The following is a 24,376-nucleotide window of genomic DNA, read 5'->3' as shown; positions in this document are numbered from 1 at the left end:
GCCTCCCTTTGGAGTACAGGCATTTTTCTAACGCATTCTTTTATTTTTCTTACCATCTAAATTTAAATATTCACTTTCTCTAGCGAATTCAACATCTTCTTTTCCGTGTTCAGGTTCCGTATTATATTTAATCACGTTTCTCTGATTACCTTTGTCTTTATTCTTGTTTTTGTTTTCCTCAGACATGAAACCATCCTCCTAAAATAGAAAATTTAATTCCGTTCTATTATGTCCATCTGAATTATTCTTATTTGACATTGATTAAGTCGAATACATTATTTCTCATGATTCAGTCAAACTAACTCCTAAGGAGGAGGATAACATGAGCAAAGGCAAAAAGAAAAAAAACAAAAACAAAGAAGAACTAAACGAAATGAAAGGCGGCAAAGAAAGACACCGCCGCAACCGCTCCTAAACCTGTTGGTGCCTGTCACCTGTCGAATTTTGTCGGTGCCAGGCACCAAAATTATTTATTTCTTACTTTGTCCAATTCGATAAGGAATTTGTCATTTAATACTTTGATATATGTTCCTTTCATGCCTAGTGATCGGGAATCGATAACTCCGGCACTTTCAAGTTTCCTTAATGCATTTACAATTACAGAACGTGTAATTCCAACACGGTCAGCAACTTTTGAAGCTACTAGTAAGCCTTCTTTACTATCTAACTCTTCAAAAATATGATCCACTGCTTCGAGTTCACTAAATGAAAGGGAACTCATAGCCATTTGAACGACAGTACTACTACGAACTTCCTTTTCTCTTTCTTCTGCTTTTTCACGTAGGATCTCCATCCCAACAACTGTTGCTCCATATTCAGCTAGTAGTAGGTCATCGCTTTGAAAATCTTGTTCTAGCCTAGATAATATTAATGTCCCAAGTCGTTCGCCACCACCAACAATTGGCACTAGTGTCGTCAGACCATTTTTAAATAACTCTCTGTTTTCGACAGGAAATGCTGTAAACTTACTTTCAATATCAAGGTTAGCTGTTGTCTCATATATTCTAGATAGTCCTTCCGTATATTCCTCTGGAAAATGTTTTTCTTCTAACATGTTCTTCATACGGACATTATCAATTTCCTCCACAATCGCATAGCCAGGTAAATCACCTTCACTGTTTACGATAAATATGTTAGCATGGATAACTTCACGTAATGTTTCTGCAAGTTCTTTATAGTCAACTGAATCACCTGTTGTATTTTGTAAAGTCGCGTTTATTCTTCTTGCTTTCGTTAATAAATTCAAAACTTTTTCCTCCTAAAATGCTTCCGATTTTCTATATTAGACACTAATTTACACATTAGCCAAAACCAATAATAAATTAATAAACAACATACTTCAACAAAAGCCACAGAATTTACACATTTTTTTAACATTTAAGTAATAATGTATTTTTCTTCCAGGTGCCTGTCACCCGTCGAATTTTGTCGGTGCCAGGCACCTATGTATAAAACTGTTCGTTCTGTCTCATCTTAAGTTTGAGGTGACTTTATGTTAAATCGAGCGATTTCAACTGCTTTATTAGGTATAGGGACTGCACAGTTTCTGAAGGTACCTATACATTATCTGGAGACTGGAATATGGGATTGGAAGAAGCTGGCGGGATCAGGCGACATGCCAAGTTCTCACTCAGCAGCGGTCACGTCACTTACAACTTATATAGCGTTAAAGAAAGGTGTTCCCTCTATTGATTTTGGAGTCAGTAGTATCTTTAGCATGATTGTTATGTATGACGCCATGGGGATACGGTGGCAAGCTGGCCAAACAGCAATAGCTGTAAACGATATGTATGAACACTTAGAGAAGTTAGCTGATAACCACCCAGATATAAAGTACAAAAGACGTGAAAAAGAATTAAAAGAAATGCTAGGGCACATGCCGATAGAAGTAATTGGTGGTGCAGCATTAGGGATTGCCATAGGTTCTCTCAGTTACTTAATTGAAAAAAACCCAAAAAAAATCCGAAATAAAAAACAGGCTCCGACATGATAGGAGCCTACACACCCTTTGCTAATAGCCTATTTTGCTTTACTACATACCTCCTTCAATTGCCGATAAATGGATTCCAAATGTTGGCGATCTAAATCTTGAAGACAATCCCAATCAATAGTATGGATAATATAATAATGAAACGCCCATATTTTTCTTTTCATGACCTTATCACTCGTTAACGCCATTTTGTATAACACCTCTAATAAGCTATAGCAAATAGACACATCTGTTTTTCCGTAAAACAAAATCTGATAGAAGCTTTTATATAAATAATCTTCATATGATTTTGGTTGCTTCATTAAGCGTAGATCATTCTTATTATCTGTCAAAAAAGGAATCTCTCTAAATCCATTTCCTAAATCAGTCAATACGGAACCGATCCTGTTAATACAGTCGATTGCTGTATCCGGATCATTTATGGATGGTGACACCGCCTTCACTGCAATTTCAACCAATTTTTGAATGTTAAATTCTATATCCTCTAAATCAGTTCGCTCATTCCCAATAATGATAAACTTTTTCACACTATTAAAATCTTCTGAATGATAAACCGAATAAATACATAGAATTGGCAAATTCTTTGTCACATATGCACCAATTTGTTGCCTTAATTCAATAACGCAATCATTATCTTTAGCCCATTTCACCAAAGCATTCCATTCAATTTTTTGGATGTAACCAGCACTATCGGCAAGAAGATGATATTGTGACTGTTTCTTAATTCGTTTAATTTCAGCTTCATCCCAAAATGGAAACTCTCCAAAATCCTTTTTATCAAACCTATGTTTAATGACCCGTGAACTATCGAAATGTATAAATTCAATCAGGCTACTAACTTGCAGCCATTTTGCAGCATGATGAATAAAATAGATAAAAAAGGCTAAACAAACAATAGAGATGAACACCATTAAAATCGGACCGATAATTGTTTCATGCGTACCCATCAAGACAAGATTAATAAGTGCAAAAATAAAGCCAAAACAAAATACTCCCAGTACATGGTGAGTCATTTTACTTTGCATAAAATCCTGTAATGTCCTTGGTGAAAATTGGGAGGAGTACGTCGTTAGAACAACCATGATTACCGAAAAGCTAATGGTTGTCATCGTCAAAATAGCAGTTACGAGTGAAGTATATAATCCTCTTGCAATGTCATCACTTATTAGTAGAATGTCAGGTAATTGATTTTTCCGATCCGCCAACAACCATTCATCCAAGTAATGAAAAACAACTACTAAAATTAATGCGATAATACTATATAATGTTGGCGTAAACCAAAAGCTATCTCTGATTCTTAACATCCAAACTTTCGTCCGATCCACAACAAAACCACCCTTTATTACGGCTAGATAGATATCCTTATCAAAATGAATACGTATTTCAAAGTATCGGTTTTTACACAAGAGGTTATTCGCTTTCCATTAAAAAAAGCATACTAAACAAATTAGCATGCAACTTCTAATCAAATATCTCTTCGATTTTTCAACCAAGCATAAAGGAATAAACCAATCATAAGTACCGTTTGCCCTAAAAAGGCTATCGCATCCCAAAAATAAGGGTTTCCTACTGAATCAAATAAATGTGAAAACGTACGAGCATATGCATAGTAAGCTAGAGGCAAGAAATAAAATACGCATAACAAACAGGTAATTATCATTCCACTTACATAAAACAGACTATATAGACGAATGATATATTCTTCGCCTTTAAACACTTCTGTCGTAGCATCTTTTTTAATAAATGGTAACCATTTGCTTAAATAGTGCTTCCCATTCTCCATAAGATTGTAGCAACCTGTTACATTTTCGAGAATATAGTACATATCAGTTTTCATATAAAAACAACATTGATATACTGTTTTAATAAAAATATCAATGATTACAATTCCTAATATCCCCGTCAGGATTGAATTCCCACCCGAAAAAAATAGGATCAAACTAAATGCGATAAAGATCATCACTTGTTCAAATGCCATACCAGCAAAATAAAGGACATTTCGTTGCTTTGGCTTCAGCTTCCATACCGTGGACATGTCTGTTTCAAACACAACAAAAAATAGACGATGACCGACTTCTAATTTCGTAGGTAAATTATGCGAGCGTACAGCCAAAATATGACCAAATTCATGAATAAGTAGTAAACACAATGATACTGCCATATATGTAATCATATTTATCATCATCGAATCAAAAATAAATATATCTCGATAATTTGGAAACAGTTCAGGATGGAATAGCACAATTAATATATTTAAAAATAAAAGAACAAAATAGATCTTGTTCATGAATTTATTAAAAAATAATTTTCCTATGCGAGGTGAAATCCATGTAAATCCCTTTGGTGATTGCTTTTCCTTAGACCGAAGTACTGCTTCCCCGTTAATTTCTTTCACTAAGCCAAACTCCATTAACTGTTCGGCAAAAGAAATGATATCTACCTCTTCATCTGAGTACTTTATTGTGAGTTCTCGTTCCACTTCTCTTAACAATTTTCCACTATTGATCAACGATATTGCATCAATACAAATTTCGGGCATTTCATAAAACTCACCTGAAAAGGTGTCTTCTATGATGTAATTTTTTTTATCTTGTCGTATCGTTACCGGATAAAGAATTAGATGAGATTGTAGTGATAGATTCATGGATTACACTCCTTATAAAACGAGATAGGATGCTAGCTTACTAGCATCCTACAGTTTATCTAGGTGTTAAGAAACACCACCAGCAAGTTACTTTGTTTTTCTTTAGCTTACGAATTTTCATTTGATTTCACCTCCTTTAATCATATTCGCCTATACTTATTTGGAATAGTAATTTTTATGATATTTAATCCAAGTTGGGTATACTACTTTAAATACTTCAACCAAATTAGGATCAAATTGGCTTCCTTTCCCTTCTATGATACGCTTATGTGCTTCCTTAAAAGGTAACGCCGAACGATAAGATCGTGAAGAAGTAATTGCGTCAAATGCATCAGCTATTGCGGTAATTCGTGCTAGTAAAGGAGTATCCTCACCCTCTAATCCATCTGGATATCCCTTTCCATCCCATCGTTCGTGATGATGATAAATAACATCAATATTGTCCGCTATCCCATTAACCTCTTCAACAGCCTTTGCACCAATAACAGGATGTGTTTTTACTATTTCATACTCCTCAGCAGTCAATTTGCCTTGTTTAGTCAATATAGAATCTGGAATATTCATTTTTCCAATATCATGTAATAGACAGGCATAATAGAAGGATTGTAATTCATCATCGTTAAATTTCCCGGTTTCCTTTGCTAAGCTACTCGCATACTTTGCAACACGCTCACTATGTCCCCTGGTATAAGGGTCTTTAAGCTCCAATGTAGCAATAATACCTTTTACAATGCCCTCTAATTGTTCATCATACGAACTCTTAACCGCCTTCACATAATTAAGGAAACGATACAGCAGTATATAAGCGACAATACTTTGAACAACTATTATAAGAATAGGGAATAGTACAATAGAATCTTGTATAAATAATCCTACAATGGCAAACTTCGAGATCGTTCCAAAAGAAACCAAATAAAAGAATCTTTTATTAATAAATATTGGTGAAAATAATACCATGACTAATTCTACAAGATTTCCTGTACTGAAGGAATTATCACTCCCCCAATAGAACCATATATCAGTGATAACGTTCATCAGTGTATAGGTCAGAAATAATATGTATTTAATAGATTCTGGCTTGTCTTTTTTTATTATATAGATAAATATAGGTAAAAGCAGAATAATAACTGTATACTTCCAATAATCCAAGCTAGAGTTTTCCTCCGCATTAAACCACGGGAATTCAGGTAGTAAATAATAATAAGCTATATCATATATAAAGAAAATCGTATAAAATAGCCACAGAAATAGTATTGCAGCCCGCTTCTCCTCATATAATAAAGAATTTTGAAGAATTTTCTTCATGTTGTAATCCCTTTCTGTCCAACATTGCTATCTCTATGATAATAGGTTTTCATCCATATGTCGATATACTAGTTTACCAAAATCTTCTTTTTTCGACAAAAAAACCACTTACTTCCGTAAAGTGGTTAAAAATACTCTATTATTTAGTTCCTTCTTACGTTTCTAATCTTCAATTAATCGGTTCTCATTTATATGAGTCTATTTCTCCCCTAATTTTCTCATATTTGCTCGTACAGCTTGAATCACTGCAGAACGAAATCCGCTCTCTTCTAAGCTTGCTACCGATTGAATAGTAGTACCACCAGGCGAACAAACATCATCTTTTAATTTTCCTGGGTGAAGTCCTGTTTCTAACACCATTTTGGCAGAACCAAGCACCGATTGTGCAGCAATACGATATGCTTGCTCTCTTGGCATTCCATATAAAACAGCTGCATCAGCAAGAGCTTCTATATACATATACATAAAGGCAGGAGATGATCCTCCAACAGCACTCGCTGTATCCATTAATCTCTCGTCCAGAATTTCCGCTTTCCCAAAACTCTCAAATAATGCTTTAATTTCTTCCTTCTCTTCATCCGTTACAAACTGATTAAAGCTAATACTTGTCAAACCCTCGCCAACAAGCACAGGAGTATTTGGCATCGCTTTTACGATCTTTAATTTTTTCTGGAAACGTTCTTCATTTTGAACGATGGACTGTCCACCCGCAATAAGGATCACAATTGTATCATCTTTAATGGAGCCTTTTATCTCTTCAATAACGGATGGATACATGTCAGGGGTAACAGAAAGGAACACAATATCACAGTTTTGTGCTACATCCATATTGCTTTCAGCAATGCTAATCCCATAAGTTACTTTCAAATCATATAATTTTGGCATCGTACGATTAGATGCATATACATATTCCGGATCAGCAAACCCCGAATCTACAATTCCGCCTATAATTGCTTCTGCCATTTTCCCGCTTCCAATAAAACCTATTTTTCTATTCATGTAAAAATCCTTTCGGTGTGTAAATCACAATTATCAATTTTAATATAGTCGGGAATTTATAGCAAATGTCAGTTTAGCAAGAAATAACAGCGTCTACTTAGGAATGACTCCCCAATAAGAAACGTTTTAATGGATTATTTATGAGACATTTTCTGAGATACTCTTCTTGACATCCTTGGTATCCAAATTATCGATCGCTTTTGAAGAAATAAAACTAGCAAAACACCTGCTACTCCAACTCCATCTGATAACATACCTGGATACAAAGACATCATTCCACTTCCAATTAGCAAAATCCGTTCAAATATGGATGTTCTCGTTCGTAGCCATCCAATTAATCCAGCTGCCAGCACAATAACACCAATTACTGATGTGAAAAATGAAAGCAAGATTTGATCAAAAGAACCATTCATAAGTAATGCAGGTTCAAATACAAACATAAATGGAACAATAAAACCAACTAAACCTAATCGAATAGCCTCAAATCCTACTCGGTTCAGATTAACATCAGCTATCCCTGCCGCAGCAAATGCGGCCACAGCAACTGGAGGAGTAATTGCAGAAAAAATGGAAAAATACACGATAAACATATGAGCTGCCAAAACGGAAACACCCAACTCAATTAATGCAGGGGCAGCTAACATGGCGGTTAAAATATAGGCAGCAGCTACTGGCATCCCCATTCCTAAAATGATGCAAATAAGCATAACTAATAGCAACGTAGGAATAAGCATCCCTTCTGTAAAGCTTAGTACAATACTAGTTAACTTTCCTCCAAGTCCAGTGGACATTATACTAGCAATAACTAGCCCAGCCGCTGCACATGCGGTTGTAATCGGAATAGAAGATTTTGCACCTGCTACCATGGCATCAACAATCTCTCTGATCCCCATTCGCGTATTTTTACGAAACCAGCTAACTACAATGATGGAAAGAATTCCATAAAAACCAGTCCTTGAAGCACTATACCCTTGCATTAGAAAAAAGATTAAAACAAAAATGGGAATAACATAATACCATCCTTCTTTCCAAACTTCCTTTAAACGAGGGATATCCTCCTTAGCTGCACGTGGCAAATCTAAACGCAATGCTTCAAAGTGTACTAGCGTTAATAAGGACAAATAATACAGGATTCCTGGAATGATGGCAGCAATGACAATTGCACCATATGATAATTCGGTTACTGCTGCCATTAAGAAAGCGGATGATCCCATAATTGGAGGTAATATACTACCACCAGTTGAGGCAGCCGCTTCTACCGCAGCAGCAAAGGATGACTTATAACCAGTTTTTTTACTCACTGGAATCGTAAATGCTCCAGTTGTAACAACGTTCGCTGTCGGACTGCCTGAAATAGAGCCAAAAAACGCACTAGCAAGAACAGCTACTTTAGCTGCTCCACCTTTTGACCTGCCCGCAAGTGCCGTTGACAATTTAAAGAAAAACTCTCCTGCACCGACTTTTTGTAAAAAGACACCAAACAGAAGAAACATAAATACGAAGGAAGCTGCCACTGCTATCGGTGAACCCCAAAGACCATTATAGCTATAGGCTAATTCATCCAAAAATTCAATCGGTAATAATTCCCGATGATTCCATTGGCCATGCAGGAGATGCCCCCATAAAGCATAACTAACACCTACTATAATAATCATTATAATAGGAAATCCAATTGTCCTCCGTGCCGCCTCTATACTCAATAACACGAATACTAATCCAAAAAAGATATCTAGATAAGTCAATGAGTCTAAAATTGGTATTCGGGTAGCAATACGTTCTGCATGAAGCGTAAAATATATACCCGCTCCAAAAGCAAGAATAGTAAAAAAATAATCTATTATCGAAGGAACATGACTTGATAGCTTTTTCGAATAACCATATAGCAAAAAGGTAACTACCAAAATGAATGACACATGCACAGCCATTTGATTTATTGGATCTAATTTACCCCATACAACAGACCAAATTTGAAAAAGAGATAAAGAGAATGCTGCAACAGCAACAACTTTACTATGATTCCCTGATAAATCTCGTTTATTCCCTTCTTTAAACCAACTTGCTACTCTATTGATCTTCATGTCCCATCACTCCTTTAGAAATAACAATGCTGATATACTTTCCTATGATTGAGACAACCCTAATCCAATAATCCCATTTCCTTGAAAAATTTCTCAGCACCAGGGTGAAGGGGAACACTGCCAACATCTGTTATATTTTCATCTGTTAAGTTTTTAAATTCTTCATGGACGGATCCTAAGTAATCCAGGTTTTCATATATAGATTTCGTCACTTGATAAACTTCATCCACGGATACATCCTTATGCACTAGTAAAATTGATGGCGTATTGACAGTATCAATATCTTGTTCTAAAAAATTATAACTTCCCGCTCTAATTTTTCCCGCTTCCAAGCCTAACTTGTCTGACACCGTTTGAATAATTTCCTGATTCAGCGAAAAAAGTTTAAGGTCCATTGTGGTTGCAGCTTCAATAATATCACTTGAAGGTACTGACACCGCATCTCCAGTAGCATCCATTCGGTTATCAGCCATTAATTCAAATGTTTTTGTTCCACCTAAATGGTCAACAGAACCACCCCAGGAAATAATATCCTCATACGTAACGCCATATGCTTGTAATATATTCCTAGTTATAATCTCTCCTGCAGATCCTTTTTGGTCTACAGCCAATCGAAATGGAATCTGTTTTTCTATCATTTCATCCAATGAGTCATATGCTGCATCTGCCCTTACTATAAATTGATAGTAGTTAGCCGGAATCACGACACTTACAGCTCGAATATCCTCATAGGCTTGATCATATGGTTCTTCACCTTTATACGCAGCATAAGCTGTCATCGTATAACTTAATCCATAAGGGATTTTATTTGTCCCAACAGTAGGTGGGTTTTCTACGATTCCACCTGGTTCAACCGTAATAACTGCATGTTCATTTTCCCTGCGAATCGATTCTGCTATTCCTTCCGTAAACACTGACCACGCACCACCAGTACGTCCCCCAATGATGGTTGTTTGTAATGACGTATCATCTTTTGCTTTTGAATCATCATCAGATTCGCTACAAGCAACTAATCCTACTAATCCAATTGCGATGATAAGGATGAATAACACGTAGTGAATATCTTGTTGGATTCTATCTAGAACTCTCATTTTTTATTCCCCTCTTTAACTTGTAAACTAATATCAAGTGCTTTAACAGAATGTGTTAAAAAACCTAAAGAAATATAATTGACTCCTGTACCTGCATAAGTAGGTAAACTGTCGAGATCAATTCCCCCAGATGCCTCAGTAACAATAGAATCTGGGACAAGCTCCTGAAACTCCTTAATCTCTTCTGGACTACGATTGTCAAACATAATGACATCTGCACCTGCTTCAACTGCTTCTAAAACTTCTTCCTTTGTCTCCGTTTCCACTTCCACTTTTACCATATGTCCAATATTACTATGAATGTTTTGCACGGCTTTGGTTATGGATCCACAAAATGAAATATGATTATCCTTAATCATTACCCCATCATACAAGCCATGCCGATGGTTTTTCCCTCCACCTGTGACAACAGCATATTTATCTAGCATTCGTAATCCCGGTGCCGTTTTTCGGGTATCACAAATTTGAATCGATGGATCATTTAGTTGCTCCACGCATCGATTGGTCATTGTTGCAATCCCACTCATTCTTTGGATGATATTCAGTATCACTCGTTCCCCTGTGAGTAAATGAGCAATAGGACCAAAAACTTCTCCAATCACATCCCCAGAACTAATTCGGCTCCCATCAGTATAATGAACATTAATCTCTATTTGGGGGTCAAGTAAATGATAAGCCTCTTTAATTATTTCAACACCACAAAAAATACCGTCTTCTTTTGCAATCAATAATCCTTTTCCGACTTCATCAAGTGGAAAAATGGCGTTACTAGTTATATCTTGCTCGCCAATATCCTCTAGTAAAAAGGATTGTAGCATCTTCCGTAATTTTATTTGATTCATAGCTTTAACTCCTTATCATTGTTTTTCCAAAAACCATTTGTGAAATCATTCACATAAAACACCTACTTCGCCTACTTCTGATTATAAATTTATTATTAAGTAATTACATGTGTCTTTACACATATATTTACACAAGATGGTTATAATAGCAAGAGATTATTTTAAAAAATGGATGGAATATGTAGTATACCATGCTTAGATTATTGGTGAATTAAATAAAAAAATAAACAAGCCCAATTATACAAATTATAGAAACTTGTATAACAGGGCTTCTCCGTTATTAATAGCTCTCGTTTTTATTAGTATCTCTTTATACGAACCATTTAGGTTACTACCTAAATGGTACTTTACTTGTCCCAAGGTTGTATGGCTCTCTAAATCAAATTTTTATTTTTTCATCTATTTCAGAGGTATCGATATTTTCTCCAAACCAATCTTTCATCTTATCCTTTGCCTGCTTTTTGATACCCTCATCAATATGGATTGCTACTTGAAATAAGGCTGCAGTGATTACACCTAAATCATCAATATACCCTACACCTAAAGCAACATCTGGAATTAAGTCTATTGGAAGTATAAAGTAACCTAATGCACCTGCAATGGTAGCTTTCACTTTCAATGGTATTTCTGGCTTTTGCAATGTGAAGTACAGAATTAAAACAGCATATATCACTGATGAACCAGCTTTCTTCGCACTTTTATGTAATTTTTTCCATAATCTTTCATCAGAAAAATGCTGTTCATGCTGTCGAATAGTTGATTCTTCCATATTTTCAGCTTCTGTTTTTAATTCTTCTACATGTATTTCATCTATATTTAACTCTTCTACATTTACATCTTCTCGTACGAATTCGATATCACTTTGCCTCTTTTTTCGAAACTTTTTTAACAAACCGTACCCCCTCTATTATATTTGTAACTAATTATACAATATAAAGTAAAACTTCAATCAGCAGGGGTTTACTTGCTCGTTATATTCAGGTTAAAGTTACCGGCTCATCCACATCATTACAAATGATGCAAAAACAAAGATATAAATAAACCAATTGCGGTGATAAATCCGACAGTCGGCCCACCTTCTTTATAAGCCTCTGGCATCATGGTGGAGGCGACCATTGCTATTATTGCACCACCGGCAAATGCACTCATAATCGCTTTGATGCTATCAGATGCTGATTCAAGTAACGCTCCTCCCCAGGAACTCAATGCAGAGAAGAAGACAACTAAAGCCCATAGGAAAATTATCTTTTTCTTGGAATATCCACTCTTTTGTAATCCTACCGTACTTGATATTCCTTCTGGCAAATTACTAATAAAAATTGATATTACTAAAGCCAAACTTACGCTCCCGCCACTAAATAAACTCATTCCAATCATTGCTGATTCCGGTAATGTATCCATTACTGTGCCAATAAAAATACCTAATCCAGAACCTGATTTATCTTCTTTATTGGATGAATTGTCGTTACCACGCTCCGATCTTTTTCGTTTATGCCCACCAGTACGAGTAACAACGATATCCAAAATAGTGAAAATTAAAGCTCCACCTAGGAATCCAATGGCAATTTCTCGAAATCCACTAAATTTCACCGCATCCTCCAACAATTCATATGTTGTTGCCCCAATTAATGCACCTGTACCAAGAGCCATAATGAAGGCTATGACTCGTTTTGGTATAGCGAATTTCAAAACAAGTAATGCACCTAGTAATGTTGCCGACGCCGCGATAGTTCCCCACATGATTGCATACCACATTTAACGTCCCCCCATATATGATTATCCTTATTATTAAGCCTCTTCTAATCAATGAAACATTATACAAGAAAAAAGAGCTTGAAAACCAATCTCTATGTATTAACTATGTAGTAGAGCTACCATTTCTTCTAAAATTTCCACAGCCTTTGTTTCTTATTTTTCAGCTTGATTGACTAGCGTTGAATAGTGCATTTGCTGCTGAAGTATTGCATAAATTGTAGTCTCCACATGTTATTTTTGTTTGATTACTCAAGAATACGAAAACTTTTTTATTCAGTTGTTTTTTGTAGAATCGTTACGTATGAATAAATCTTTGTAAAAAACTCATGTTAACAATAGGAGGTGCTGAATAGATGGGAAAAGATCGTCAAGAAAAAAAGTTACGAGAAAGTGGTCGAGTAGAATCAGACCGTGATGTGGGCCTTCGTTATAAAGGGTCAACGAAGATGTCTAGTCCAGAAGAAGCCAGAAGATTAAATGATGGAGATAAGTGATAAGATGAGGAACTTAAAACGTGAACAAGCAATCGAATTATTAAATGATTTATTTGGAGAAAATGTGAAAGAAAAATTTGAAGAACAAGTAAAAAATGCAGGTGAACATGGTAACCCTAGCTTTGTAATCAATAACGCTGAAGGTAAAATGGTTGAAGTTAAGGTTGATTGGGACAAAGAAGCAGACGTATTATCGTATTCCATAAATGAGGATTATACATCTGACTAAAAAGATTTTTCACAAAAGACGTCCAGAATCCATTGAGGATTTGAATCATTTAACAGAATAACAAAAAGATTAACCGATAGCCCATACCATTTAAAAATAGTATGGGCTATCGTCATGTTTAACCACGAGAATCAATTGTACTATTCAAAAACCATTTATTATCTTTGTTTACAAATTTATGTTTAGATTTTATTTTATCTCCGTCAAAATGTAAAACGATACCTTCATTTTGTTTAAAAAGGAAGATGGAAATAATATCTCCTTCTTTTATAGAAGAATTTATTTTTTTCCAGTAACTTACCGGAATCTCTGCAAATTTGTCAATTCTATTTAGATCATCCATATAGTATAAATTGTATTCCTGAAGATCATTTATACCTGCTTGTTTTAATGTTTGGTGTATATTTTTAAAAAATTCTTCATTAGAATTTCTAACAATCTTACCTTCTCCATTTTCTATATCTAAAAATAATAACTGATTCCCTCTTGAATTAAATATGTTTCCTTTCATTTTTATATCATGGTTTTCACTTAATTTCACTTTGTAAGTTCCATCTGGAATCTTAAACTTCACTACTTGTTTCTTCATTCCACCTTTTTTATCTATTCTTATTTTATCGTAATCGAACTTTTTAGCGATAACGGCTTTTCCGGCTTGGTTAAACATTGTTATGTTATTAAATTCTGAATTTTTTAGTATTAAAGGTTCATTGCCGTCATAATTAATGGTTTGTTCTAAAATAAACTCATTTGTTCCATTTTGAGATATAAGCTTTAGATTCAAGAATTTTTCATTCTGGAATAAATTTGTTTTTAGTTCTGTTATTGTTCGACTCTCTGCGTTGACTGTATTAATTGTTCCTACGGATAACATAATACTAAAAAAGATAGCGAAGCTTTTAAATACGATTTTCATATATTCACCTCTCAATTTTTTATACTTAATTAAAGGTTAACCCTTAATATACTAATATATTGCAATTTAAATGTGTGCAAGAAGTAGCATCTATTTTAGGATTATCAAAAAAATTAATATTATTTATATTAACTTTCTTATTTTTCATAACAACCAACTTAGTTACGCAAGAATTTTATTAATTGTCTATCGTATCACTTGTATTAGTAGACATCCTAGTTCGTACTATTGTTTGATTTAATTATCCACCAAATAATCCGATTTATAGCCCAACTGCTACTAAACTATTAAATAGCAATCCCACTTAATATTCCAAAGACCCGATAAATATTAATAATTCCTGTCACGCACCGGAAAACCTTTCCGCACACGTATATATTTTTTTATCTCATAGTCTTGTTACAATATTATCTTATCAGAAAGTACATTTACCCATTAGTTGCATATTATAAAATTAAAATTCATTTTTGGAGAGGATATTGTTGAGTATTTCGACCGATTCTCACGTTATTTATACGGTTCAACCAGGGGATAACTTGCATTCTATTGCTTCCATGTTTTCAAGTGACATTCAGGCTATTATTCACAGCAATTACTTGAAGCCCCCTGTTACCGATCCTAATCTGCTTTCCCCTGGACAGATATTAGTTGTTCCTACAAACACAACTTCAATTACGAGTACATTTTATGTAGTGGCACCAGGTGATACATTATATACTATTGCACAGCGCTTTTCTGCTCATACAGACTTGGTTGCTGGTATTAATCAGTTAGGGAATTTTAACCTTATTATTGCAGGGCAACGATTACAGGTACCTGCATTTATTTACAATGTAGAGCCAGAAGATACACTAAACGAAGTAGCCAGCCGTTTTGGGGTTTCATTGCATGCAATATTAAGTGCTAACTGGAGGAGGCTGGGATTTGCTCCCGACACGATATGGCCAAACTTTTCCTTAATCATACCACTACCAAGCTCGCAAAATATTGCTATAGCTTCTCCACTACCAGGAACTGTTGTATGGGGTGGGCTTCGTTTGGCAGGATGGGGACGTGCCTTCGAGGGTGTTGTTCTTTATCAAGTGCGAGATTCAACTGGTTTTGTCGTCACAAATGAGCGAGCAATCTCCACAAATGCAAGTGCACCAGCATATGGTTGGTTTGTCACACCCTTGCAGGTTGACCGACAACCTACATCCAACCTAGGTGAAATATGGTTATATACGAGAAGTGCAGCAAACAATGAAATTCAGGATTTAGTAAAAAGTAGAGTGTATTTTGGATAAATTTGAAGAAACAATCTTTTAACACTGGGTAACAACAAGTGGACATTAGCCTATTACAAGATAAATAAATCCTCAATTCGTTTTATAACTGGATTGAGGATTTTACTTTGGATGATTCCGATTGGACTCGAACCAACGACCTCCACCCTAAAATTCTCTAGAGCAAGTTAATAGTTATTGAACTCTCTGTAAATTTTAACAATGTTATTCGATGCAACTAATAATCAGTAGGGAAGTACCTATCCCCACTAATTGTAATTCCGCTTTATCCTAAGTATAGAAACAACGATTAATAACAATGTCACTAATAAAGTAACTGGAATACCTTGATAGAACAGTTGGTTATTTTGATATAGGATTGCTTCTTTGGGGATAGTGTATTGAAACGGATTAATCCAAGAAAATGGTATCCAATTAGTCAAATTTCCCAATTGATATCCACCTATAAGGGTAGCAACTATTGCTAACAATGCACCGAGTAAATGTTTGAATACTAAACTATAAAACATATATAATGCAATGACAAAAAGTAAATAGTGCACAGTGGACATATAATAGAAATGTCCATCTTTCTCAATCAGAACTGGATAAGCAAAGGTTCCTTCTGCCCCGAACAATTTTCCGATAAGCAATCCTACAGCTATTATGAAGATAAACGTGAAAATTGAAATAGTAAGCGCACTAAAATACTTACTCCAAATTAATTTTGTCCGATTTAATGGTAATGTAAATAATAGATTAATTGACCTATTCTCAAATTCTCTTGTTATTATTTCTCCAATTAGCAGTAAGACGTATAATAATTATTAGCTTTTTTATGATGCTCACCTCTTTTGTGAAGGGTAGATATTTGTATTGAAAAGTTCTAAATTGATAGATCAAGAATGCTTGGATTGAAATTAATTAAGCAAGCATCCTTGATCTTTCAAACTTCATTAATTTTGTTCCTTAGCTATATCTATTATTCTATATTTTATTATAAAAACCTTTTATTTTTTGTATTTTTACATTTTTGCGTAAATTATAAATGTAGCATTAGCACAACATAAGAAACACATTAAGAAGTGATAATAATGTACTAGAGATTCGGAGAGGATGAATTGTGGAGTATGAAACAAACTAATTTTTTTCTGTTCAATTTAATCTAGAAGTATTAAGATTTATATAGAGTACTTGATCTTTAATAAGGGATTTTGCCCTTTGAGTTAACATACTTACTAGTAAGTCAAGCCATAAATTTGTTTAAATTCATGTTACAGCTTCAACCAATACAGAACAACATCTAAGGGGAAAATCTCAAAGCTATAAAAACTATGAATAGAAATGGAGGAAAATAATGAAAGAGAATTGGGAAAGAACAAAGCCTCTTTATACATTGAGTAAGAAAGAGATTGAGGAGTTACTGCAATCTTTTATGTCTAATAAAAAGCTAGAATCTGCTGAATTATTAGGGGGTGGGTTAGTCAATTCAAATTATAAATTGCAAATCGAATCCTTAGAAAACCCCTTGGTTTTAAGGATCAGTAACGAGAAAAATTGTAAGCTGGAAAACAGTTTGCACAGAAAATTACATAAACATTTGCCTGTACCTGAAATCTATTATAGTGAGATTCAAGGTAATCAATCCTTTTCAATTATGGAATGGAGAGAAGGTATTCAGCTTAAAAAGATCATGTACAGTAATGATATTAATGCAATAAAACAATCAGCATTTTCAGTCGGTTCATGGCTTTCAGAAATAAGAAAGAATACGTTCAAAGAATCAGGCTTTTTCAATGAAGATTTAGAAGTTAATGATCCATTAAAAATAACTCCGAATTCTTTTCTTTCGTTCATGGAGGGATTTTTATTTGATGGACACACTAGTCACTGGCTTGGAAAAGAGTTAACGAGTGAATTATGGGAATTCGCACTTAAGAACAATCACTATTTATACAATATCGATGAATCTCCTGCTCTTGTACATAGTGACTACAATGGGTTAAATATTTTGATTTCTGAAAATAAAGAGCAATGCAAAGTAACCGGCATTATTGACTGGGAATTTGCATTTGCCGGTCCGGTACATGTAGATATTGGCAATATGTTACGCTATGAGAATTTCCCTCATATCGATGTGTTTGAGCATGCTTTTATTGAAGGTTTACAATCGGGCGGAGTAATATTGCAACAAGAATGGAAAAGAATTTCCAAGTTAGTTGATCTAGTTTCTTTGTGTGACTTACTTAATAATAGCTATATTGGAGCAAATCGTGTGAAAGACATTAAACAATTAATTTCTCAAACTATTAGTAATTGGAAGGATTATTGAAAAGCATAAACCATTGCATACTAAATTTCATCTTGCCCTTTCGTATGCATTTATTCTAATTTAACCAAATAAAAACCTTCTAATGTTAACTATAATATCCTTTAGGGTCCGGTAAGAAAAAAATGATATATAATAATAGCACTAACCACTACGTTATAAATACTGTAAATTGGGTTTTAAATTTCGAATAGACCACCTGTAATACCATTTCTCTTTTTTAATTCCTGTAACCTTTAAGTACATCTTGTCTCAATATCTATTTACATACTTCATTTTCCATCATTGATATTCGTATTTAATAAGTACGAATCTTGATATAAAAATTTCTATAATAAGCACTTTGACATACTAATGGGTTACAAAATGTGAACAACAAGCTTCTATCATTAGATTAGTTTTATTAAAAGAAACAAAATAGCCCCAATCCCTTTTAAATAAAGGATTGAGGCTTCTTTCATTGGATGATTCCGATTGGGCTCGAACCAACGACCTCCACCCTGTCAAGGTGGCGCTCTCCCAGCTGAGCTACGGAATCATGATATGAAATTGCTGACTTCATTATATGTAAACTAGTAATTCCTGTCAATAAGAAAAAAGAGAGTAGCATACTGCAGATCCGTTCATAAACTCAAATATATTCGTTCACAACTGAAATTTCACCTCTCTCCGCTCCACAATTCCACAAAAAAAGGCAGAATCTCCACCCTTTAATGTTAAACTATAATTAGTTAACCTAAAACTCTTCATTAATAATTGTATTCACCATTCTGCTGTTCATTGCCATTCAATGAAACTCCCATGGTTTGTATGGATTCTTTTGCTTGAGATAAATATGCTTCGGCTTGCCCTTGCCATTGGATAATCATGTTAATAAATGGTTTATATTCAGAACTTGCGTTTTCCTCCATTGTATTTAATCCAGCACGAACTTCTGTATCTTGATTTTCAGCATTATTTATACATGCTACCAGTGTTTCTACAATAGAAGATCGTTGCTCACCATTTACAAGTCTCTGTGAAGAACCGACAGCTGTCACACGGTGATATGAGGCTGGAACAAGATGGTCGTGCATTTCTCTATTCCCTTCTAGATCTTGCGTTTCTGGAATATGAAAAAGTTCCGAACTCATCGCACATACCATTTCCTCAGCATATAAGCTTTGGCGTAATAAACTTAAAACCTGTTCCCACCCGTTAACGCGATAAAAATAATATGGATACAAAGAAACAACTCCTTTTCTTGAAAATCTGTACACTCATACCCATAATTATGATTACGGTTAGAAACTTGTGTCAATTAATGATAGTACAGAACTTTCTATTGTTTATTTGTTCAACACTATGAAACTTGCTACAATTATCGAATATTAATAGGTAAGATAAGTCAGGAGTGAAAACATGCCGAAGTTACGAAATATAATTTTTTTAATACTCATTGTAGGAGCACTTTGGCATTTTTATGGAGGAGCATTCGAACGATCTGGATTTACGGGTGTTTATGAAGAAATTCACTCCGATGTAATTGCGATAAAAGAAAATCCAATCGTAATGGATACAGTAGAGGCAATAAATCAAAAGCTTCAACAATTACTAGGTAAACTAGATGAAACTCAACAGGATAACGCCCAACAAAATCAGCCTGTAGCCGAGAAGCCAAAATTAAACACGCCAACTGAACAATCCTTTTCCATTCATAATGTGGAACTGGGCGATGAACGATCCAAAGTGGAACAACAAGTAGGTGAACCGCAGCGGACTTCTTTAAATGAATATGGGGTCGATTGGGTTACCTACCACGAAAACTACCAAAACTTTTTCATGGCTGCTTATGATGATCAAAATAGAGTGGTAGGGTTATACACCAATCAAGACCTACTAACTTCTACACATGAAATCACGTTTGAAAGTTCAAGGGATTCTGTCCTGGCTACGTTTGATGAACCACTTAACAGCATCCGCAAGGGATTCATCAACTACCAGATTCAAGATAATGGAAAATATCATACATTCCTGATCGATCAAAATTATGTAACGATATTTTATGATAAACATGAAAACAATAAGGTTACAGCCATTCAAATTATAAGTGAAGAACTCGAACAGCAAAAGGAAGCATTTTTTGGCGAACCAAGTGAGGAATTAAAAGAAGGCTTCGAATACCAATTATTCGATCTAACTAATGCAGCACGAGTAAACCATGGCCTACCCATATTAACTTGGGATGAATCTGTTAGAAAAACTGCTCGCGACCACAGTAGTGACATGGCAGATAATAACTATTTTAGCCATACAAATTTGGAAGGACAATCACCTTTTGACCGAATGACAGAAGATGAAATTGCCTTCCAAATGGCTGGTGAGAATCTTGCAGCAGGTCAATCAAGCAGTATTTTTGCCCATGAAGGTCTAATGAATTCTCTTGGCCATCGAGAAAATATATTACATTCTGATTTTCGATCACTCGCTGTTGGTGTTGCATTCAACGAAGAATCACAACCATATTATACGGAAAACTTTTTAACCAAATAAGGTCGAAAATCAAGTACCACAGTAAGTTTGGTAAGGAACGTTAGATGGATCAGGTAACTCACAATACTCCTCCTGCTCTGAAGAATATGCGTATGGCTTTGAAAGTACATCAAGAAGCCGTTCCATGACAGAGTAATCCTCTTGTTCTACAGCGGCTTCAAGCGCTTCTTCAACTCGATGATTACGTGGGATTACTGCAGGGTTGCTCTTACGCATTAATTGCTCTGAGGAAGTTTTCATTTCTTCCTGCCTGTCTAACCTTTCTTGCCATTTCATATGCCATTGTTTAAATTCATCCGTACCAAATAAGTCATCGCCTTCCAGCCTATCTAATGTTATCGAGCGGAAGGTATTTGTATAGTCTGAACGATATTTCTTCATCAATCCTAACAGGTCTGCGATAAGGGTTTCATCTTGTTCCTCTTTGTTAAAGATCCCTAGTTTTGCTCTCATTCCTGTGATCCAATTACGATGATAAACCTCAGCGTACTTTGAAAGTGCATCTTGTGCCATTTTTATCGCCTGCTCCTGATCATCATGTAAGAGCGGCAATAAGGTTTCTGCAAAACGGGCGAGATTCCATTGCCCAATACCTGGCTGATTACCATAAGCATACCGTCCTCCCCTATCGATTGAACTGAATACCGTTTCGGGATCATATTCATCCATAAATGCGCATGGCCCATAATCAATCGTCTCTCCACTAATCGTCATATTGTCGGTGTTCATCACTCCATGAATAAAACCTACAAGCTGCCATTTCGTTAACAGTTCAGCCTGACGCTTAATGACTTCATGAAGTAGCGATAAATACTTGTTTTCTTCCGCTTCCAAATCAGAGAAATGGCGGTTTATCGTATAATCAGCTAGCGTTTGAAGTTCTTCCTCTGTACCCCAGTTGGCAACATATTCAAATGTCCCAACTCGAAGATGACTGGCAGCAACCCGAGTTAGAATAGCACCAGGTAGTTCCGTTTCACGTAGCACAGGCTCCCCAGTTGTCACTACTGCTAAACTACGAGTTGTAGGAATCCCAAGTGCATGCATTGCTTCACTAATAATGTATTCCCGTAGCATGGGACCAAGCGTTGCTCTTCCATCCCCTCCGCGGGAATATGGCGTTCTGCCTGCCCCTTTAAGTTGAATATCAAATCGTTCACCAGAGGGAGTAATTTGTTCACCAATCAATACAGCCCTGCCATCCCCTAGCATTGTAAAATGCCCGAATTGGTGTCCCGCATAAGCTTGAGCAAGAGGTTCAGCACCTTCTGGTATGAGGTTACCTGCAAACATTGCTACACCATCATGGTTTTGAAGATTTTGTAAGTTCAACCCTAAAGAGGTTGCCAAAGATTTATTGAAAACACACAGCTTTGGTGATTGTACAGGTGTTGGTTTTTGATTAGCAAAAAATGTTTCCGGTAAGTGAGCATAACTATTGACTAAGTTCCAACCTGTTTCATTCGTTTCGTTTGTCATTGTATCTCCTTTACTTTTTCACTATTTTTTGATCCACAAGTATTTTCCACTTAAGATCACTTATTATGCTATTTTACACTAATTACTTAATTCGAAACATCCCATTATAATTTAACTATCACTCGAATTCTTATCGAAAAAAATAAAATTTTATACATTTTATTTAGTATATTTCATCTTGAACTAATTTTCAGTAAATGATAGTATTTATTCGAAATGTCGAATGTTAAGGATGAAAAATTATGCGAATTACTTTTTCTCTCGTTTGCCTCTTTGTAGGTATTTTTTTATTAGCCGCTTTACCGATTTCACTTCAAGTTACTGATGGTGAACTGACAATCAATACCCAATCTATGATAGAATTTGCAAAAAATTATGTGGTTGGATTGTTTCATGGAGAATCGTTCATTTACGAAGAGGGAAAAGGTCGTTCTTATAACATACTTAAAGATCTACCAGATTACTTTTTAACTTCATTCCAATATCTATTAATTGCAGGCATGTTGACAGTATCTATTGGTATTGTTTTTTCTACTTGGCTCAGTAAATCAAAAAAAGATTGGATAAAGGATATAATCGGTTTCCTAGGTACGATACCTGATTTTATCCTTGTATTAATTTTGCAACTTAGTGTAGTATCTATCAATCAAGCAATTGGATTCACTCTGATCAGTGTTGCTTCACTTTCCACGGAAAGTAAAGCTTTTTTATTACCATTGATTACGATGACCCTTGTACCAGCAATCTACTTGATCCGAACGTTATCTGAAAGAACATATGACGTACTGTCAGAGGAGTACATTTTAACAGCAAAAGCAAAAGGACTTAAGAAACGATATATTTATATCCACCATGTTATTAGAAATGTTATTCCATACTTAAAAGCCGATTTACATAAAGTTACCTCGATTATGATGAGTAATCTATTTATTGTGGAATATCTATTCAATATTAGAGGTGTCACCCGTATCCTATTTGGTAGTGACACAGCTTACCAATATAACCTTGCTGTAAATACATTAGTTTCATTGGTTTTACTATATTTGCTTATCTATTGGTGTATTCGCTTCATGATCATGGTTTTAGAAAGGGTGTTTACTCATGAGTAATTGGCGCTTATGGATTGGGGTCATTTCTATTAGTTTTATTCTATTCATTACACTATTTGGTCCATTCCTTGCTCCTTATGAGAAAGATTATGTTGAGGATACCGAATATTACTATAATAGTTCGGATGATTTCGGGGTTCTTTCTCCCCCACTTCCTCCATCACGTGAACATCTTTTTGGGACCGACCAATGGGGCTATGATATATTAACTTTGCTACTATATGGTGCGAAATATACGGTTTTTGTGGGAATTGGAGTGGCTTTACTCAGAATAATTATTGGTGGAGCACTTGGCATATGGTTTGGATTATCCAATCGCCAGCATAAAGGCACTAGTCCCTCTCTCGGATTACTAGGCAGTATACCAGCTTTTTTAATCATTTACTTTTTACTGATAGGTATCACTATTAATCCTTCATTGTCTGTTCTAGAACTGGTTTTTCTACAATCAAGCTTGATGGTTCTTGTTGGCTTTCCTGGAGTGTATTCTGCTGTTTTTAGCAAAACAAATGAAATAAAAAAAGAATTATATATTATGGCAACTAAAGCATTAGGGGCTGGAAAACTGCGCATTCTTTGGAAACACATTTTACCTCATCTGAAAGGTACATTACTTGTCATGTTCGTAAAAGAAATCATTCTAGTATTAACGCTTATTGGGCAACTTGGTATCTTTAATATCTTGCTTGGTGGAACCATACTACGATTAGGTGGTCCTCCCGTATATATTTCTAGAAGTATGGATTGGGCTGGACTAATTGGGCAATGGAGATCGTTCATTTATGACTATCAATGGATTCTTTATTTTCCATTATTGGCATTTATCTTCTTATTATTTTCATTTTATATGCTATCTAGAGGAATTGAAATAAAACAAAAATCAAGTCTCCGAAAATATCCATATATATAATGAATAGTTATTGCCCTATTTCCTTTAACCTTTACAACTGGTGGAAATCACACAAGGATGGCTACTCGTATGCAGCCATCCCTTCATGGTATTCCTATTCTATTTCTCTCTCGAATAAAGGATCCTAGCTTTTTTCCTCTTGTTCTTCTAATCGTACCGTAACCTTAAACAGATCACCATCGACAGCGATATCCATAAATCCCCCATGTAAGTCAATAATTGACTTAGCAATAGCTAGTCCAAGGCCAGAACCGTCTGTATGCCGTGATTCATCACCACGTTTAAATCGTTCAAATAGCTCATCCCAACGTTTTCATTTTGCTAACATGTATAAGTATAAGCAAGAATTCTTAACATAAAGGTAAGATAAAAATGAAGAATTTCTTAAGATTCTCTAAAAGTGAATGAA

23 protein-coding genes, 1 tRNA gene and 1 pseudogene are annotated in these 24,376 nt (G+C 35.2%); 8 read left to right on the top strand and 17 right to left on the bottom strand.

Annotated features, from left to right (window positions below):
- Positions 1 to 27 precede the first annotated feature (27 nt).
- The gene (locus tag ACFSTA_RS17075; RefSeq protein ID WP_377558040.1) at positions 28 to 186 is read right to left on the bottom strand and encodes a hypothetical protein; all 159 of its coding nucleotides are present in this window, start codon (positions 184 to 186) and stop codon (positions 28 to 30) included.
- Between the two features lie 280 nt (positions 187 to 466).
- Positions 467 to 1,246 (bottom strand): GTP-sensing pleiotropic transcriptional regulator CodY, encoded by a 780-nt coding sequence (gene codY, locus ACFSTA_RS17070; protein ID WP_377558039.1) that lies wholly within the window; start codon positions 1,244 to 1,246, stop codon positions 467 to 469.
- Positions 1,247 to 1,492: 246 nt separating this feature from the next.
- On the opposite strand from codY, the gene ACFSTA_RS17065 reads away from it, so the two are divergent.
- Positions 1,493 to 1,990, top strand: coding sequence for a divergent PAP2 family protein (locus ACFSTA_RS17065; protein WP_377558038.1), 498 nt, complete (start codon positions 1,493 to 1,495; stop codon positions 1,988 to 1,990).
- A 29-nt stretch (positions 1,991 to 2,019) separates the two neighbouring features.
- Here ACFSTA_RS17065 and ACFSTA_RS17060 read toward each other — a convergent pair whose 3' ends face one another.
- The 9 genes from ACFSTA_RS17060 to ACFSTA_RS17020 form a co-directional block, all read right to left on the bottom strand.
- Positions 2,020 to 3,315: a DUF2254 domain-containing protein gene (locus ACFSTA_RS17060; RefSeq protein ID WP_377558037.1), complete on the bottom strand. Its 1,296-nt coding sequence runs from the start codon at positions 3,313 to 3,315 to the stop codon at positions 2,020 to 2,022.
- A 140-nt stretch (positions 3,316 to 3,455) separates the two neighbouring features.
- Entirely contained in the window at positions 3,456 to 4,634 is a 1,179-nt protein-coding gene (locus ACFSTA_RS17055) for a peptidase (RefSeq protein ID WP_377558036.1), read from the bottom strand.
- A 156-nt stretch (positions 4,635 to 4,790) separates the two neighbouring features.
- On the bottom strand, positions 4,791 to 5,939 hold the full coding sequence (locus ACFSTA_RS17050) for an HD-GYP domain-containing protein (protein WP_377558035.1): 1,149 nt from the start codon (positions 5,937 to 5,939) through the stop codon (positions 4,791 to 4,793).
- 198 nt (positions 5,940 to 6,137) lie between these two features.
- Positions 6,138 to 6,938 carry a pyrroline-5-carboxylate reductase gene (proC, locus tag ACFSTA_RS17045; protein ID WP_377558034.1) on the bottom strand — a complete coding sequence of 267 codons (801 nt, stop codon included), beginning with the start codon at positions 6,936 to 6,938 and terminating at the stop codon, positions 6,138 to 6,140.
- Between the two features lie 134 nt (positions 6,939 to 7,072).
- Positions 7,073 to 9,016 (bottom strand): TRAP transporter permease, encoded by a 1,944-nt coding sequence (locus ACFSTA_RS17040; RefSeq protein WP_377558033.1) that lies wholly within the window; start codon positions 9,014 to 9,016, stop codon positions 7,073 to 7,075.
- Positions 9,017 to 9,075: 59 nt separating this feature from the next.
- A complete protein-coding gene (locus tag ACFSTA_RS17035; protein ID WP_377558032.1) occupies positions 9,076 to 10,107 on the bottom strand; it encodes a TAXI family TRAP transporter solute-binding subunit in 1,032 nt (343 codons plus the stop codon).
- Positions 10,104 to 10,949 (bottom strand): carboxylating nicotinate-nucleotide diphosphorylase, encoded by an 846-nt coding sequence (gene nadC / locus ACFSTA_RS17030; protein WP_377558031.1) that lies wholly within the window; start codon positions 10,947 to 10,949, stop codon positions 10,104 to 10,106. Before nadC ends, ACFSTA_RS17035 begins: the two co-directional genes overlap by 4 nt.
- A gap of 379 nt (positions 10,950 to 11,328) precedes the next feature.
- Positions 11,329 to 11,841 (bottom strand): YkvA family protein, encoded by a 513-nt coding sequence (locus ACFSTA_RS17025; RefSeq protein ID WP_377558030.1) that lies wholly within the window; start codon positions 11,839 to 11,841, stop codon positions 11,329 to 11,331.
- 116 nt (positions 11,842 to 11,957) lie between these two features.
- Complete coding sequence (locus ACFSTA_RS17020) at positions 11,958 to 12,704, bottom strand: ZIP family metal transporter (protein ID WP_377558029.1); 747 nt, start codon at positions 12,702 to 12,704, stop codon at positions 11,958 to 11,960.
- A 353-nt stretch (positions 12,705 to 13,057) separates the two neighbouring features.
- Here ACFSTA_RS17020 and ACFSTA_RS17015 point away from each other — a divergent pair, with 353 nt between their 5' ends.
- Together ACFSTA_RS17015 and ACFSTA_RS17010 are read left to right on the top strand one after the other, a co-directional pair.
- On the top strand, positions 13,058 to 13,198 hold the full coding sequence (locus tag ACFSTA_RS17015; protein WP_377558028.1) for a YpzI family protein: 141 nt from the start codon (positions 13,058 to 13,060) through the stop codon (positions 13,196 to 13,198).
- Between the two features lie 4 nt (positions 13,199 to 13,202).
- Positions 13,203 to 13,427 (top strand): hypothetical protein, encoded by a 225-nt coding sequence (locus ACFSTA_RS17010; protein ID WP_377558027.1) that lies wholly within the window; start codon positions 13,203 to 13,205, stop codon positions 13,425 to 13,427.
- A 118-nt stretch (positions 13,428 to 13,545) separates the two neighbouring features.
- Here the strand turns inward: ACFSTA_RS17010 and ACFSTA_RS17005 are convergent, their stop codons facing one another.
- Positions 13,546 to 14,343, bottom strand: coding sequence for a hypothetical protein (locus ACFSTA_RS17005; protein WP_377558026.1), 798 nt, complete (start codon positions 14,341 to 14,343; stop codon positions 13,546 to 13,548).
- A 482-nt stretch (positions 14,344 to 14,825) separates the two neighbouring features.
- On the opposite strand from ACFSTA_RS17005, the gene ACFSTA_RS17000 reads away from it, so the two are divergent.
- Positions 14,826 to 15,629 (top strand): LysM peptidoglycan-binding domain-containing protein, encoded by an 804-nt coding sequence (locus ACFSTA_RS17000; RefSeq protein ID WP_377558025.1) that lies wholly within the window; start codon positions 14,826 to 14,828, stop codon positions 15,627 to 15,629.
- Between the two features lie 248 nt (positions 15,630 to 15,877).
- Here ACFSTA_RS17000 and ACFSTA_RS16995 read toward each other — a convergent pair whose 3' ends face one another.
- Positions 15,878 to 16,411 (bottom strand): ABC transporter permease, encoded by a 534-nt coding sequence (locus ACFSTA_RS16995; RefSeq protein WP_377558184.1) that lies wholly within the window; start codon positions 16,409 to 16,411, stop codon positions 15,878 to 15,880.
- 554 nt (positions 16,412 to 16,965) lie between these two features.
- On the opposite strand from ACFSTA_RS16995, the gene ACFSTA_RS16990 reads away from it, so the two are divergent.
- Complete coding sequence (locus ACFSTA_RS16990; RefSeq protein WP_377558024.1) at positions 16,966 to 17,940, top strand: phosphotransferase family protein; 975 nt, start codon at positions 16,966 to 16,968, stop codon at positions 17,938 to 17,940.
- Between the two features lie 462 nt (positions 17,941 to 18,402).
- Here the strand turns inward: ACFSTA_RS16990 and ACFSTA_RS16985 are convergent.
- Together ACFSTA_RS16985 and ACFSTA_RS16980 are read right to left on the bottom strand one after the other, a co-directional pair.
- Positions 18,403 to 18,475 (bottom strand) — tRNA-Val (locus ACFSTA_RS16985).
- Positions 18,476 to 18,686: 211 nt separating this feature from the next.
- On the bottom strand, positions 18,687 to 19,163 hold the full coding sequence (locus ACFSTA_RS16980) for a hypothetical protein (RefSeq protein ID WP_377558023.1): 477 nt from the start codon (positions 19,161 to 19,163) through the stop codon (positions 18,687 to 18,689).
- Between the two features lie 175 nt (positions 19,164 to 19,338).
- On the opposite strand from ACFSTA_RS16980, the gene ACFSTA_RS16975 reads away from it, so the two are divergent.
- Positions 19,339 to 20,469: a CAP domain-containing protein gene (locus ACFSTA_RS16975; RefSeq protein ID WP_377558022.1), complete on the top strand. Its 1,131-nt coding sequence runs from the start codon at positions 19,339 to 19,341 to the stop codon at positions 20,467 to 20,469.
- A gap of 9 nt (positions 20,470 to 20,478) precedes the next feature.
- On the opposite strand, the gene ACFSTA_RS16970 is transcribed toward ACFSTA_RS16975, so the two are convergent.
- Entirely contained in the window at positions 20,479 to 21,948 is a 1,470-nt protein-coding gene (locus ACFSTA_RS16970; protein ID WP_377558021.1) for a protein adenylyltransferase SelO, read from the bottom strand.
- 242 nt (positions 21,949 to 22,190) lie between these two features.
- Between ACFSTA_RS16970 and ACFSTA_RS16965 the strand changes: the two genes are divergently transcribed.
- Both ACFSTA_RS16965 and ACFSTA_RS16960 read left to right on the top strand, forming a co-directional pair.
- Positions 22,191 to 23,057: an ABC transporter permease subunit gene (locus ACFSTA_RS16965; RefSeq protein ID WP_377558020.1), complete on the top strand. Its 867-nt coding sequence runs from the start codon at positions 22,191 to 22,193 to the stop codon at positions 23,055 to 23,057.
- Positions 23,050 to 23,967, top strand: coding sequence for an ABC transporter permease (locus ACFSTA_RS16960; protein WP_377558019.1), 918 nt, complete (start codon positions 23,050 to 23,052; stop codon positions 23,965 to 23,967). Before ACFSTA_RS16965 ends, ACFSTA_RS16960 begins: the two co-directional genes overlap by 8 nt.
- Positions 23,968 to 24,091: 124 nt before the next feature.
- On the opposite strand, the pseudogene ACFSTA_RS16955 reads toward ACFSTA_RS16960, so the two are convergent.
- A pseudogene (locus ACFSTA_RS16955) lies at positions 24,092 to 24,271 on the bottom strand (ATP-binding protein); the annotation flags it as partial.
- Between the last annotated feature and the right edge of the window lie 105 nt (positions 24,272 to 24,376).

Source organism: Ornithinibacillus salinisoli (assembly GCF_042684965.1).
Classification (GTDB): Bacteria; Bacillota; Bacilli; order Bacillales; family Amphibacillaceae; genus Ornithinibacillus; species Ornithinibacillus salinisoli.
The sequence above is the reverse complement of the archived record's forward strand: the minus strand, read 5'-3'. Positions and strand labels throughout refer to the sequence as shown.